This is a genomic window from Thioclava sp. F36-7, from assembly GCF_002020075.1.
Lineage (GTDB): Bacteria > Pseudomonadota > Alphaproteobacteria > Rhodobacterales > Rhodobacteraceae > Thioclava > Thioclava sediminum.
On the sequence record NZ_MPZR01000007.1, the window covers coordinates 1 to 14533 of the forward strand.

Annotated in this window: 13 protein-coding genes and 1 tRNA gene; 7 read left to right on the forward strand and 7 right to left on the reverse strand. The window is 58.3% G+C overall.

Annotation, left to right across the window (positions count from 1 at the left end):
- The first annotated feature begins 149 nt into the window (after window positions 1-149).
- The 6 genes from BMI89_RS13590 to BMI89_RS13615 all read left to right on the forward strand — a co-directional run bounded on the left by BMI89_RS13590 (window position 150) and on the right by BMI89_RS13615 (window position 8888).
- Window positions 150-2513 (forward strand): Tex family protein, encoded by a 2364-nt coding sequence (locus tag BMI89_RS13590; protein WP_246832033.1) that lies wholly within the window; start codon window positions 150-152, stop codon window positions 2511-2513.
- Between the two features lie 896 nt (window positions 2514-3409).
- Complete coding sequence (locus BMI89_RS13595) at window positions 3410-4330, forward strand: site-specific DNA-methyltransferase (RefSeq protein ID WP_210402161.1); 921 nt, start codon at window positions 3410-3412, stop codon at window positions 4328-4330.
- On the forward strand, window positions 4327-4791 hold the full coding sequence (locus BMI89_RS13600; RefSeq protein ID WP_078571338.1) for a BglII/BstYI family type II restriction endonuclease: 465 nt from the start codon (window positions 4327-4329) through the stop codon (window positions 4789-4791). Before BMI89_RS13595 ends, BMI89_RS13600 begins: the two co-directional genes overlap by 4 nt.
- Window positions 4792-4803: 12 nt before the next feature.
- Window positions 4804-6141: a hypothetical protein gene (locus tag BMI89_RS13605; RefSeq protein WP_078571340.1), complete on the forward strand. Its 1338-nt coding sequence runs from the start codon at window positions 4804-4806 to the stop codon at window positions 6139-6141.
- Window positions 6142-6147: 6 nt separating this feature from the next.
- A complete protein-coding gene (locus tag BMI89_RS13610) occupies window positions 6148-8058 on the forward strand; it encodes a DEAD/DEAH box helicase (RefSeq protein ID WP_078571341.1) in 1911 nt (636 codons plus the stop codon).
- Window positions 8055-8888, forward strand: a complete 834-nt coding sequence (locus BMI89_RS13615; protein WP_078571343.1) for a DUF3883 domain-containing protein — start codon at window positions 8055-8057, stop codon at window positions 8886-8888. The genes BMI89_RS13610 and BMI89_RS13615 overlap by 4 nt, the downstream gene beginning before the upstream one ends.
- 686 nt (window positions 8889-9574) lie before the next feature.
- Here the strand turns inward: BMI89_RS13615 and BMI89_RS13620 are convergent.
- The 6 genes from BMI89_RS13620 to BMI89_RS21100 all read right to left on the reverse strand — a co-directional run bounded on the left by BMI89_RS13620 (window position 9575) and on the right by BMI89_RS21100 (window position 13159).
- Window positions 9575-9650, reverse strand: a tRNA-Phe gene (locus tag BMI89_RS13620).
- Between the two features lie 98 nt (window positions 9651-9748).
- Window positions 9749-9940 carry a DNA gyrase inhibitor YacG gene (gene yacG / locus BMI89_RS13625; protein WP_078571344.1) on the reverse strand — a complete coding sequence of 64 codons (192 nt, stop codon included), beginning with the start codon at window positions 9938-9940 and terminating at the stop codon, window positions 9749-9751.
- Complete coding sequence (locus tag BMI89_RS13630) at window positions 9937-10989, reverse strand: ribonuclease E/G (RefSeq protein WP_078571346.1); 1053 nt, start codon at window positions 10987-10989, stop codon at window positions 9937-9939. Before BMI89_RS13630 ends, yacG begins: the two co-directional genes overlap by 4 nt.
- A complete protein-coding gene (locus tag BMI89_RS13635) occupies window positions 10989-11558 on the reverse strand; it encodes a Maf family protein (protein ID WP_078571347.1) in 570 nt (189 codons plus the stop codon). The genes BMI89_RS13630 and BMI89_RS13635 overlap by 1 nt, the downstream gene beginning before the upstream one ends.
- The gene (gene infA, locus BMI89_RS13640) at window positions 11555-11773 is read right to left on the reverse strand and encodes a translation initiation factor IF-1 (protein ID WP_010397442.1); all 219 of its coding nucleotides are present in this window, start codon (window positions 11771-11773) and stop codon (window positions 11555-11557) included. The genes BMI89_RS13635 and infA overlap by 4 nt, the downstream gene beginning before the upstream one ends.
- Before the next feature lie 126 nt (window positions 11774-11899).
- A complete protein-coding gene (locus tag BMI89_RS21100; RefSeq protein ID WP_078571349.1) occupies window positions 11900-13159 on the reverse strand; it encodes an RNA-guided endonuclease TnpB family protein in 1260 nt (419 codons plus the stop codon).
- A 24-nt stretch (window positions 13160-13183) separates the two neighbouring features.
- On the opposite strand from BMI89_RS21100, the gene tnpA reads away from it, so the two are divergent.
- On the forward strand, window positions 13184-13582 hold the full coding sequence (tnpA, locus tag BMI89_RS13650) for an IS200/IS605 family transposase (protein ID WP_078571351.1): 399 nt from the start codon (window positions 13184-13186) through the stop codon (window positions 13580-13582).
- A gap of 72 nt (window positions 13583-13654) precedes the next feature.
- On the opposite strand, the gene BMI89_RS13655 is transcribed toward tnpA, so the two are convergent.
- Window positions 13655-14533: a carbon-nitrogen hydrolase family protein gene (locus tag BMI89_RS13655; protein ID WP_078571630.1), complete on the reverse strand. Its 879-nt coding sequence runs from the start codon at window positions 14531-14533 to the stop codon at window positions 13655-13657.

Genomic DNA, 14533 nt, shown 5'->3' on the forward strand with positions numbered 1-14533 from the left:
TTGCGGCCTCGCCAATACTTACAAGCTTCTTCATCATTTAGATGATATATGATACGAAAAGCATAAGTCAAATTGAAACTGCTAAAGCCCCTTTTCCCCGGCCTAGCAGGCGGCTATTGCTGGCAACCCGACCGCATCAGGAGACAGCCTTGGCCCAAATCGATTCCGCCCCCGTCCAAGCCCGCATCGCGCAGACCATCGCCACGGATATCGCGGCGAAGCCCGCACAAGTTATCGCGGCGATCGGACTCCTCGATGGTGGGGCGACCGTGCCCTTCGTGGCGCGCTACCGCAAAGAGGTCACGGGCGGGCTCGACGATACGCAGCTGCGACAGCTTTCGGATCGGCTGGGCTATCTGCGCGAAATGGAGGCGCGGCGCGAGACCATCCTCAATTCGATCCGCGAGCAGGGCAAGCTGACCGACGATCTGGCGCGCTCGATCGCGCGGGCCGAAAGCAAGGCGACGCTCGAAGACATCTACCTCCCCTTCAAGCCCAAGCGCCGCACCAAGGCGATGATCGCGCGCGAGAACGGGTTGGAGCCGCTGTTGCGCGCGATTCAGGAAGACCGGAGCGCCGCGCCCGAGACGCTGGCCGAAGGTTACATTACCGAGGCCGTGCCCACGGCGAAGGACGCCCTGAAAGGTGCGCGCGACATCCTGACCGAGGAACTGTCGGAAAACGCAGAACTGCTCGGCACCCTACGCGACTTCATGCGCGCCGAAGCCTTCATCGCCGCGCGTGTCGTGCCTGGAAAGGAAGAGGCGGGCGCGAAGTTCTCGGATTATTTCGACCATCGCGAGAAATGGGCCGACATTCCCGGCCATCGCGCGCTCGCCATTCTGCGTGCCGCGAAGGAAGAGATCGTGACGATGGAAATCGCGCCCGATCCCGAGACCGGCGAGGACCGCGCGATCGGCCAGATCGCAGCGACTCTCGACACGCAGGCCGGGCATCCCGGCGATCTCTGGCTGCGCGACGTGGCGCGGTGGGCCTGGCGGGTGAAATTCTCGGTCTCGCTCTATGTCGATCTGCTGGGCGAGCTGCGCCAGCGCGCCCATGACGAGGCGATCAAGGTCTTCGCGCGCAACCTGCATGACCTGCTGCTGGCAGCCCCTGCCGGTCCGCGCGCCACGCTGGGTCTCGATCCCGGCATCCGCACCGGGGTGAAGGCCGCCGTGGTGGACGCGACCGGTAAGGTCTTGGAGACCGCGACGCTTTACCCGTTCCAGCCCAAGATGGACCTACGCGGCGCGGAGGCGAAGATCATCGACATGGTCAAGCGCCACGGGGTCGAGCTGATCGCCATCGGCAACGGCACCGCCAGCCGCGAGACCGAACGGATGGTCGCCGACACGCTGAAGCTGCTGCCGCCGGGGGTGCGGGCGCCGACGAAAGTGGTCGTCTCGGAGGCGGGCGCCTCAGTCTATTCAGCCTCGGAACTGGCCGCGCGCGAATTCCCCGATCTGGATGTAAGCTTGCGCGGGGCGGTCTCGATCGCGCGGCGCCTGCAGGATCCGCTGGCGGAGCTGGTGAAGATCGAACCGCAGAGCATCGGCGTCGGACAATATCAGCATGACGTGGATCAGCGCCGCCTGTCGCAGGCGCTGGAGGCGGTCGTCGAAGATGCCGTGAACGCGGTGGGCGTCGATCTGAACATGGCCTCCGCACCGCTTCTGGCGCAGGTGGCGGGTCTTGGCCCCGCGCTCGCCCAAGCCATCGTTGTGCATCGTGACGCGCATGGGGCCTTCCCTTCGCGGCGGGCGCTGATGAAGGTGGCGGGGCTCGGCCCCAAGGCCTTCGAGCAATGCGCGGGCTTCCTGCGTATCCGTGATGGAGAAGAGCCGCTCGACGCGTCTTCGGTTCACCCCGAAGCCTACGCGGTCGCGCGCAAGATCGTGCAAAGCTGCGGCCGCGACATCCGCGAGATCATGGGCCAGCCGACCGCGCTGAAAGACCTGCGCGCGGAGCAATTCGTGACCGGCGATTTCGGTCTGCCCACCATTCGCGACATCTTCGCGGAGCTGGAAAAACCCGGCCGCGACCCGCGTCCCACGTTCAAGACCGCGCAGTTCACCGACGGCGTCGAGGACATCAAAGACCTCAAGCCGGGGATGAGCCTGGAGGGCACCGTGACCAACGTGGCCGCCTTCGGCGCTTTCGTGGATATCGGCGTGCATCAAGATGGTCTGGTGCATGTCAGCCAGCTGGCAGACCGCTTCGTGAAGGATCCGCATGAGGTGGTGAAGGCGGGCGATGTGGTGCGCGTGCGCGTGACCGAGGTCGACATCCCGCGCAAACGGATCGGCCTGTCGATGCGCAAGCAATCCGAGGGTGGCGAGCGCCCGAAGGGCAAAGGCCCGGCAGGACAGGATCGCGGCAAGCCCGGACCGCAGGGCCCCCGTGGCAAAGCGCCAGGCAAAGGCCCCGGCAAGGGACAAGGCAAGTCGTCAAAAGACAGCGGCAATGGCGCGTTCGGCGCGGCGCTGCGCGATGCGATGAACCGGCGCTGAAGTCGGCCAAGCGGGTTCAGCGATCGGGAATCTGACTATCTCGCGGACTTGTGGTCTGATCGCCGCAGGCCCGCGAGAGCTCCTCAAGAAGGATTCGCGGGCTGGCGATCCCCTATGAGGAACCGAATTTCTAGAAATGTTCGAAATGGGACCCCGATAAAATCCCGAGCAGAAACTGGCGAAAAAGGTGGCGAGCTCATCACGAAGTGAGGTGCAATTTTCGTCTTTTCTAGAGATTTTAGTGGTGCCCGGAGGCGGACTCGAACCACCGACACGCGAATTTTCAAACCGCCCACCCATACTTTTTATTGCTTAAAATCAATATCTTAAATACCTGCCCCAAATCCTGCCAACACTTTGCCAACAGCTACGCGTCACATATAGTGACATGCCTTGATTTGCTAACAATATGTAGAATCTCTGACAGCCAGAAACACGAGAAATGGCGATTTTCTCGGTAGAGTAGCGGACTGTGATTTTTTGAATTGCCTTACTCATGCCGACGCATGCTTCAAGACACATCGACAGCTCTAAAGGTTCGCAACTGCGGCAAGCTAACCCAGCTCAAATAACCCCGGGAACTCAGTCAAAAGCTCGCGAAGTAGCTTCAGGGAGAAATGCAGGGAAGACTTGGGGGCAGCAGTTTCCAGCGGCTCCAAAGTGTCCAAGAAGCTTTCCATCGGCCCGAATGGGGTCGGCGTTCCCGAGGTGGTAAGCAGAAAGCACTTCGTTCTCCCGGTCCGCAGTTTAGATGAAAGTTCAGTGGCAGGTCACCGGAGCTACATGAAACCTGCAAGCGCCGCCAGATGGAGGGTTGCCTTCAGCGGGTAGCACAAGATACGGTCTCCCCATCACTTTTATTGACACATTGCGGCCTGCCTATTGCGGCTGCCAAGATGACCGAGAAGCCCGAAATGTTACCTAAGTCAGCCCTCGATCTTATCTCCGCGAGCAACCAAGATGGCAGCAAAATTTGCCGCCTGAGACGTGATGCGAAGGCTGAGATTGCCTGCGAAGACAATCTGAAGTTCATGCGCCGTCTACCGGACGAGTCCATGGACCTGATCGTCACATCGCCACCATACAACATCGGCAAGGCTTACGAGAAACGAACATCACAGGAAAAGTATGTCGAGGATCAAGCCGCGTGCATTGCGGAAGCTGTGCGTCTCCTCGCACCGACGGGCTCGATCTGCTGGCAGGTCGGCAACCACGTCGATAGCGGCGAGATATTCCCTTTAGACATCCTTCTTTACCCGCTTTTCAAGAATCACGGCTTGCAACTCCGCAACCGTATAGTCTGGACGTTTGGCCATGGTCTTCATTGCCAGAAGCGGTTTTCCGGGCGACACGAGACTATTCTTTGGTTCACCAAATCGGATGACTACACATTCAATCTAGACCCTGTCCGTGTTCCCTCAAAATACCCAAACAAAAAGCACTTCAAAGGCCCAAACAAGGGGGAACTATCAAGCAACCCGCTAGGTAAGAACCCGTCTGACGTCTGGGATATTCCCAACGTTAAATCCAACCATGTCGAGAAAACCGACCATCCCTGCCAGTTTCCCATTGGACTGGTGGAGCGCTTGGTTTTGGCTTTGACGAATGAAGGAGAGAGCGTCCTCGATCCGTATCTCGGCGTGGGCTCCTCGGCGATTGCGGCACTCAAGCATGATCGAAATGCCTATGGCTGCGATCTCGATAAAGGCTACGTCGACATTGCCTGGGATCGGGTACATCAGCTCCGCGCAGGGACTCTCAGGACACGCCCGATGAACAAGCCTGTTTACGACCCTAATCCAAAGGGGAACACATGAAGCTTGCTTACACCTATGACGATCATCACAGTGCTGGCGCTGAATGGGAGCGGCGAGAGCTAAAGGAATGGCTCACGGACGTATTTGAAGCGCCTGCAGTAACGATTGAGCCGCGCTGCACTCCGCAGATACGAAGGCACGTCGAAACCGAATTCTTGAATGAAGGATGGGCGCTCAACGTTAGTATCGACCAGGCGCATGGACTGAGCGTTTTTGCCATGCAGGATGATTTGGCTTTTCAGCTTCAGACCGGAAACATGAGCCGTGCACCTTACGATCTTCTGAAGCTTCAATATCTCTTTCAAAGCGGGCGCATTGAAGCCGCTGCCCTCGCCTTGCCAACCAGGGAAGCCGCGAAAATCATCGGAGACAATATCGCCAATGCTGAGCGTGTCATAAAGGAGTTGGAGCTTTTCGATCGAGTTATCACCGTACCGATCCTAGTTGTCGCATTTGAGTGAAAAGGAGTTGTGATGACCTATAAGATTGACCTCAAGCCGCGTGCCGAGCGCGAGGCCATGATCGCCAAGCGCACTGAAAATTCAGATGAATTCGGTGAAACGATATATGACTTTCGCAGCGGCTCTTTCACGCCCAAAGTGATATCGCTCCCGATTGACGTGCCTGTCTATCGCATGGAAAACTGCCGCACATTCAGCGCTCAGCAAACTGAGATCGCGCGCGAAGGCTTGCCGAAAGACTATTTTGAAAAAGGCCAAGAACTCACGACTGCGCAGCAGGCGCAGCATGAAATCCTCTCCAAGCTAGCCAAACAGGGCACCGAGTCCGTGACCCCCATTATCTCGGTTCTTGAAGAAGATGGTCAGCGCGAAACGATCCTGATCACCTGCACAGGCGTCGTGATCAATGGCAACCGAAGGCTCGCCGCGATGCGTGAACTCAGGACACGCAAAGATGGGACCGTCGATAAGCGCTTCACCAATATCAAATGTGCTGTTCTGCCTCCTGACGTTACGCGGGACGAAATCGATGATATCGAAGCAGACCTTCAGGCACGCCCTCAGACCAAGCTTGACTATGACTGGATTGGTGATGCTCGGCTTATTCGCCGCCAAGTTGGAAAAGGTCGATCCACAAAAGAGGTTGCCGACCGCCTGCGCCGCAGCAAGCAGGAGATCGAGAATGTCCTTCAAGCGCTCGACGAAGCGGATCTATATTTAAGCGAATGGGTCGAAAAACCTGGCGAGTACGACTTACTTCAGGACGGGCAGCAAATTTTCGGTGACCTGCCCAAAGCTATCTCTAAGAAAGATGCCAACCTCCAAAACGCAAGCCGCGCCATCGCCTGGTCGATCTACGAGAACCGCGACAAGATCAGCGGGCGCGTGTACCGCCTCAACGCCGCGTTTGGCAAGCTCGCGCCCAAAGTCTTGGAAATTCTCGAAGAGCGTCTCGAACTGCCGGTGAATGAAGACGGTGATCCTACTGATGATGATGATTTCGCAATCGACATCGACGCCGACGACAGCAGCAAAGACTACACACCGATTATAGATGCCTTGCGCGATGACGAGGCCGCTGATGATGATGAAAGGATCACGACGCTAATCGATGCCTGCGAAACGGCCATTGAACTCGACAAAGGGCAGAAAAACGAAGAAGCCGCGCTCAGAACGCTGGCGCAGATCAACTCCAAGGTCACAGGTATCGACATCAGTGCGGCCGCCACTTCGACAATTCCAGCAATCCTCAAGCAGATAGGTTCAATCCGTAAGAACCTCGACAAGATCGAGGCGGCCGTTAAAGCCCGCCAAGAAGCTGGATCGATCGATCCGGATGGGGAGGAGTAAGCCCGCGTGAACGATCTTCCGACTGCTGTATCCGTCAGGTATAACGCCGATCACACCGGCACTCTATCCGTGCCTGACGACGCGCTAGAAACCCCAATCTGGTCACGCGTAAAGCTAGCGATCCGCACTAAGAAGCTCGATCATATTCTCGCAGGCAGCGAGATCAGTCTTTCATGGCCTGACACGCTGGGCGTCGTGCGTGAACTCGGCAGTAAAGCTAACCAGAAGAGCCTGCACTTCCGTTTTAGACCCGAAGGCGAAGCCGCAGACAAGCTCCGCGCCTTCGCCGCGCAGATAAAGAAGACGCGTGAGCAGCGCGGCGAGATTACTGAAGCGCTCTCGCCGGATGAGATAGAAGAAAAGCTCAAGGCCACTGGCTTCACGAGGCGTGAACTCCGCGACTTTCAGCTTCGCGATCTTTCCCACCTTCTTGCCCTCAGCAACGGCGCGAACTTCTCGGTGCCTGGCGCAGGCAAGACCACCGTAACATTCGCGCTTCACATGCTCACCCGTAAGCAAGGTCAGCACTTAATCGTCGTAGCACCAAAGGCGGCCTTTCAGGCTTGGATGGACATCGTTGACGAATGCATGGATAAAGAAGCGCCCGACGGTGGTGCGGAGCCTTTCACTCTTTTAACCGCCGGCGAAGACGAAAACCGCAATCTACTTCATTCAGGCGCGACACGTTTCATCATTTCGTACGATTTGCTGATCCGTCAGCAAGGTATGATTGCCTCACATTTTGCGACCACACCAACACATCTTGTCCTCGACGAATCCCATCGCATGAAGGCGGGCTGGCAGTCACAACGCGGCGCATTTTTATTGCGCACCGCCGATGATCCTATACGGCGCGATATCCTTACCGGTACGCCGATGCCACAGGCGGCGTCGGACATGGAGTCTCAGCTTGATTTCTTGTGGCCGGGCCATGGCTATGGCCTTGAAATTTCTCACGGCAAGTCGCCGCGCGAAGTACTCGGCAATCTCTACGTTCGCACCACCAAGACTGAGCTTGATCTTCCTCCCGCCGAGCGACACTTTGTGGATGTCGCCATGGAGCAAGGACAACTTGCACTTTATTCCTTGGTCCGCAGTGAGTTCATCCGCGATTATTCAAAACAGATATCGCGCGGCTTGGGTGACGCGCAGTTCCTTCGCGCGCGGCGCTCAGTCATGCGCCTACTTCAGCTTTCCATCAACCCAACCTTGGCGCTCAGCGCGATGGCGAATGACGATGTCAAGGTGGAGTCGGCTATTGTCGACCTCGTACTCGAAGAAGGCCATTCCGCCAAAATGCGGGCGGTGATGGATCACGCCTATGCCCTGGCCAAGGCGGGACAAAAGTGCGTCATATGGACGATCTTTACCGACACGATCCACAGCTTTGTATCTGCTCTGGCCGATCTCAACCCGGTCTGCATCCACGGCGGCGTGCCATCGGGCTTGCCGGATGATCCTGAGAGTCGGGAGGGGCGAATTCGTCGCTTCCATGAGGACTCGGGCTGCTACGTGCTTGTCGCCAACCCCGCCGCAGCGGGCGAAGGCATCAGCCTTCACACAGTCTGCCACAACGCCATTTACGCAGATCGCAGCTATGTCTCGACCCATTATCTTCAGTCCATCGACCGGATTCACCGCCTCGGCCTAGGGCCAGATGAAGAAACCCACATCCATATCTACCGCTCGAAAGCGCCGCCTGCGATCGGAAGTATCGACATGTCGGTGAGCCGCCGCCTTGTTGAAAAGATCCGAAACATGCAGCAACTCTTGGATGACCCGGATCTCCATGAGATTGCCTTCGACGAAGAAGAAGCCGCCGACCCTCTCGATTATGACATTGAGCTCAAGGATATCATTGACCTTATCGCAGAACTGGAGGGTACCGCGCCAGATGCTCCGTCGGAGGAAGTATGAGCGGTCCGATTTCTACGGAGCGACTGTTCTCCTTGCCCTGCTTTGAAGGCCTGCGCCTTTTTCGGAAATACATGGCGCATCACCCCGATCTGCCGATCCCAGACCTTCTTTCCTTGATCGACAGTGTCGAAGCCGATGCGCATAGTCTTGATATGGAGGCGTCAGTCTATCTCTCCGAGCTCGTCGAAAATGACTGCCCGCTCGACGGCCATGCGTTCTATCAAATCTGTATCAGGGGCGTCTTGCTGAAGCACCAGCCAATCTGGGCAAAGCTCATGCGACAGGGTCGGCAGCGTTTCATCAAGAAGCTCGACCCCAACGATCAAGACATTTTCGCTGCTGCTGGCCTAATGGAAAACCCGACCCCCCTGCATGTCGTAACCTGGTGGGACTCGCTCTCAGGCTATGCACGCCTTCTAACCGATCAAGCGAAGATGGAACAAGGACGCGCAGCGGAAATTCTGACGCTGGAACATGAACGCGAGCGCCTCAAAATTATCGGGATAGACCGCGAACCTGAATGGCCTGGCTTCGATGATAACTTTGCGGGCTATGATGTGCTGACATACGATCATGGACCGTACGGCATCCAGAACAAGCTGATAGAGGTGAAATCGACGACTGCCTCCCCCCTGCGCTTCATCGTGACCCGCCACGAGTGGAACAAGGCCGAGAAAGCAGGAGAGGCTTATCTTTTCCATATCTGGGATATGAACCAAACACCGCCTGTCTTGTTCGAACGAACAGTCGCGGAAGTCGCGCCGCACATCCCGAAAGACGGCGGCAAAGGGGAGTGGACGATTGCGCGGGTCCCCGTGCTAACCCACTAAACCAATCTCAGCGAAGAACGCCCATTTTCTCGCGACGCGGCCAAAGCAGAATCGATAGAGAGCCCCTCTGGGCGCTTCTCGGTCACGTTCACGTGTGAATTTGACTTGTGACCTGCCCCTGCGCAAATACATGACTGCTCTCTAGGTCGAGAAGGCCACCCAAAAGCTTTACTTTGCAAAGTGTTGGCCAACAGGAGCGCCAACAAAAACGCAAATAGTTTAATATTATCAATAAAATGGAAGACATACTGCCCGCGTCAAAAACACGCTCAGCGCTAAGTTTCTCTCGAGCATGTCTCTAAATCTAACTGCCACGCTAGAAATTCACCGCATTGTCACGCTCTATGAACGTACAAAACCGAGGAGTGTCAGGCTAAAACACCCACTGCGCGTGGTTTGCCAACAGTTTGCCAACAGCACCGATTGCCGCTTTTTGTGACACGGCGCGAAATGCTCGGTGCCACTTACAGTCAAAACTTTCGAGGCCAGACAACGCCCTGAAAAGTAAAGAAAAAAAATCTGCCAAAATTTGTGACAATACGCAGCCTGCTTTTTACTCGCCCGCACGTAGCGGGCGATCATTAGAGCCGGGAACGCGTAATCCGCTACTCGGGCAAACACATCCAAAACGACCTAAATTCGCAAAATGCAAAAATCTAAGCCGTTGATTTTATTTAGATTTTAAGTGGTGCCCGGAGGCGGACTCGAACCACCGACACGCGAATTTTCAATCCGCTGCTCTACCAACTGAGCTATCCGGGCACTGCGACCTTTCGGTCTTGGTGGAGCGGTTACTAGACGAGGGCGCGGGGGGTGTCCAGAGGGATTTCGCAGAAATTTACGCGAACTTGCGAAACGTCTCAGTGCGGCTTGCCGGGGGGCGTATCATCGCTTGCGGGACCGGTCGGCGCGCGCTCTTCTTCCTCGGCGATATCGCCGGGAATGACGTAGGAACCGTTCAGCCAGCGCGCCAGATCGACATCAGCGCAACGCTTCGAACAGAAGGGGCGATATTTCGGGTCGGCATCCTTGCCGCAGATCGGACAGCTCATTTCGCCTCCCTGTTTTGGCCCCGCAGCAGGCGCACGAGCGGAACGCGGTCGCGCTTGCGTTGCATCTCGAAATTGCCCAGCGGTGTCCAGCCTGCCAGCGACGTCTCGGGCTCGCCTTTGACGGCGCGGCGCAGCTGCTGTTCGAGCGCCTGACGGTCGCGCTTGGGCATAGGGGCGAAGTCGATCACGACCTGGCCCCCAAGGCCGCGCAAGCGCAGCTGCCGGGGCAATTCGCGGGCCGCGGCGATATTCGCCTTGAGCGCTGCGGCGGGCGTCGTGTCGTTGCCGGTATTGACGTCGACCGCGATCAGGGCGCGGGTCGGCTCGATCATCAGATGCGCACCGCCCGGCAGGTCGACACGCGGATGCAGAAGCGCTTCGATCGCGTCGGTGACGCCGTGATCGTCGAACCCGCCTTCGATTACTTCGTCCGGCAAGGGTTCGGCCCAGTCGCGCCAGGCTTCTTCATGCGGATCGGGGGCATCGACGAGAAGCTCCGGCCCGCCTTCAGTATCGTTAGTCACGACCTCGGCCAGCTCGCGCATCGCGGCGACATCCTCGGCGACTTCTTCGAGCGGCACATGGGCCGCGGCAGAGCGCAGGATCACGCCCATATCCGAGCCTTCCATCACCGCCTCGGCTGCTGCCTGCAGATCGGCGCGCAGATCCTCTTCATGGATCCGGCGCGAAACGTTGATGCCCGGCGCGCCGGGGGTGACGATGGCGTAGCGCGACTTGAACAGCACCCGCAGCGTCACAGGCAGCGCCTTGCCGGGCTCGGTGCCGCCAGAGACCATACAGATCACGGTCTGGCCGGGGGCGAGCCCCTTCACCTCTTTCAGAAAGCCACGCGTGCCTTCGGGCAGATCGACGAAGACGCCGCCCTGCCCTTTCATCTGGCGACCGATCGTGCCGCGCAGGATCGCGCCAGGGGCGAAGCTGATCTCCTCCGAGGTGTCGATAATCAGGTCTTCAATTTGCCCATCGACCATCAGCGCCGCCGCTTCGCGACCGGCAATCTCGTCCAGCAGAACCACGCGCCCCTGCATTATACGTCCCCTCGAATGCCCGCGCTTGCGAGCAGGTTTGCGGTTTCTGCGAGCGGCAATCCAACGACTGCGGTGAAGGACCCTTGAATCCACGGGACGAAAGCGCCGCCACGTCCCTGGATCGCGTAGCCACCCGCCTTGCCGTGCCACTCGCCCGAGGCGAGATAGCCGTTCACGTCCTCGTCGCTGAGCGGCTTGAACTTCACCACCGTATCGACGAGCCGCTCGCGCAGACCCTGCGCCGTGCGCATCGCCACCGCGGTGAACACATGGTGCCGACGCCCGGACAGCAGCCAGAGAAACTCCGCCGCCTCTTTCTCGTCTTCGGGTTTACCCAAGATGCGGCGCCCGCAGGTCACCGTGGTATCGGCGCTCAGCAGCACCTCGTCATCGGCCACATCGAGCACCATCGCTTTCTCGCGGGCCATGCGGGCGACATAGTCGCGCGCGGCCTCGCCTTTCAGCGGCGTCTCGTCGATATCGGCGGGGCGCACGTCAAAAGGCTCCAGCCCGAGCTGGACCAGAAGCTCTCGCCGTCGCGGGCTCGCCGAGCCGAGGATCAGCTTCACTTGAAGCGGTAGTTGATACGACCCTTCGTGAGGTCGTAGGTGTTCATTTCCACCTGAACCTTGTCGCCTGCCAGAACACGGATGCGGTTCTTACGCATCTTGCCTGCCATATGCGCGATGATCTCATGGCCGTTTTCCAGCTCGACCCGAAACGTCGCGTTAGGCAGGAGTTCCTTCACGACACCGGGAAATTCGAGCATTTCTTCCTTGGCCATGGTCACTCCATAATTGGTTACCCGCGTCATCTGCGGGCGAGCGTTTAAATGCGCTCGTAAGCCGCGAAATTCAAGTGGAATATGAACCTGCCGCCACGATCCAATGGGAATCGCGGAAGTTTCGGGTCAGATCAAGGCCTGATCCGCGGCCGTCCCGGCCGCTTTGTCTCTTTCACCGCTCAGAGTCTTCAATCGAGCCTCTTCAGTTAGGCCCCATTGCAAAAGCACGCACGCCGCGGCTTCGTCGCGACCGAGCGAACAGCCACATTCGCAGATGTGCTGCCGCTGCGAGAGTGTTTTTCTCTTTTGGGCTCCACATGCTGGGCAACTTTGCGAAGGTTTGAGCTTACGGGTCGGCGCCTCAAGGAACTCCACACCAGCTTCTTCCGCTTTGTATCGGAGCATCTTCAAAAAATTTGACGGGGCCGTATCGAGAATCGCTCGGTTCAATCCAGATTTCTGAGCAACGTTCTTGCCGGGACACTGCTTACTGCCTTTCGCCGCACGGGTCATATTCCCCACATCGAGCCCCTCAGTCGCAATCAAACGGTGACGGGATACCAAGTCTGCGGAAACTTTGTGAAGAAAGTCTTTCCTTCTAGCCGCAATCTTTGCATGTCGACGCGCGAGTTGCTTTCGATGACGTTGAAGCGAGCGCAAGGAGACTTTTCTTGCCTTAGCCGCAGCAGAGAGGCGCCGCTGCGCCTCGACCAACCCCTCCATCTCGCCTCGGAGATGGCGCGGGTTTGCGACCGCTTCATATTCGCCATTCTCGTTCGCAAGAGTTGCGAAATCGGAGACACCCCAGTCAAGTCCGGCGGCCGGCCCGTGCGCATCTTCACGCTGCGCGCAATCGGTCTCCACCACTACATTGAGCATCCACCCACGCGCAGAACGGAAAACATCAGCCTTCAGAATGCGCCCCGGCGTCCTTGCGACGCCTCGCATGCGCATCCGCCCAACACCAAACAGAGTCACGTGCCCGTGCCTTCCCCCAGGGCCCAGCTCAACCTTAAAGCCATTACAGTGCTGCTTATACCCCCAGCCGCGAAACCGTTGCCGCGAACGGAAACGGGGAAAGCCCGAACGCTGTCCGGCCCGCACTCGTTTGAAAAAACTCTGAAACGCGCGGTCAAGCCGCTTCAGAACGACCTGAGCTTCGTGAGAATGGACGCACCCAGACCAGCCTTCGACATCGGCTCGAATATGCTTAAGTGCCTTTTCCTGATCAGCAAGGCGAAGATGCACACCGTGACGCCAAGCCCCGATACGCTCCTCAAGCGCCGCATTCCAAAGATCAACCAGGAGGTCGTGCTTTTGCTCCAGCCTGTCGCTCTGCGCGCGGCTGGGGTAAAGTTTGAATGAAAGGGACCGGATTGAACTCATAATCTTAATTATATTGGTTCAGGAATGACAAATCAATACTACAGCAATGAAAACAATTGTTTTTTTGACATCTCTTATAAAATGGTTCTGGTTACAAAGGCGCGCAAACGAACCCTGTCCTGTGAGATGCACAAAGTGGCAGAAGATGTGTCGCTTCAACGCTGCCGTGCCCGCAACGGCGACCTGCTGGGGTTTTCGGGTGCGGAAGATCACGTGGAAATATTCTTTTCTCTCCCCCCGAGTGAGGCAGTGTCCTCTTTTGCGAACGCCGTAAAGACAGGCATCTCACGGCGTCTCAGAAGGGACTTTCCAGAGTTGCAGCAGCTCGGCGCAGCGTTGTGGGCACCAAGCTATTTCGTTGCAAGCTTCGGAAACCCTTCCGAAGCGGCAATCTGTCACTACCTGCAAAGGGAAGGGGAGTAGCCGAACAAGACGCTCATGCGGCGCTGCCGACAACAGAATTCCTCGAAAGACGTCAGCGCTACGTGGCCGAACTCACCGCACAAAGACTAGAGGGAACGCAACCGCAATGACCTGCTCCGACCAATGCCTATAGGGCAAAACGGTTCCTGCAGTGCGGCTTTGGGCGACGCGATCCAAGTCCACCGTCGCGAAGGTCCAGCCGGGTGAGTCGGACGTCCCTTCGGCCACGATCCCGCTTTCCGGCCAGAGCCCGTCGGGTGGGGCGAAGATCGCAGCCGTGCCGCGGTTCTCATCGACTGCCGGGCACCAGAGCGCATCGCCCACGGTGGGGGCTTGCACGGTCACGCATTGGTTTTCCAGCGCCCTAGCCATCGCACCGATCCGCACCCGGTTATAGCCCGCGACGGTGTCGGTGCAGGAGGGCACGAGGATGATCTCCGCCCCCGCCTCCGCCAGCGCGCGCGCCAGCAGGGGGAATTCGCTGTCGTAGCAGATCGTGACGCCGATCTTGCCGAGCGCGGTGTCGAAGAGGACCAGCCCTTCGCCCGCATCGACATACCAGATCTCACGCTCGAACCGCGTCATGATCGCCTTGTCCTGATGCCCGATCAGCCCGCCGGGGCCGAACAGGCTCGCCCGGTTCACGCGTTTGGTGCCGTCGATGACGGGGCCGGAGGGGGCGAGAATATGCACGTCATGCTCCGCCGCGAGACCTGCGAACAGCGCTTCCATGTCCGCTCGCAGCCCGGCTACATGGACCAGCGCGGCTTCCAGATCGCCCGCGACATCTGCTCCGCCGAGGCTCGCCAGCTCCATCGCCCCATATTCGGGAAAGACCAGAAGCTGCGCCCCCTGCCCTGCGGCCTCAGCCACCCAAGCGGATACCTTCGCCGCGTAGCCCGCCCAGTCCTCGAACCAGTCGAGCGGATAAGCCGCAGCCGCAATGACCAC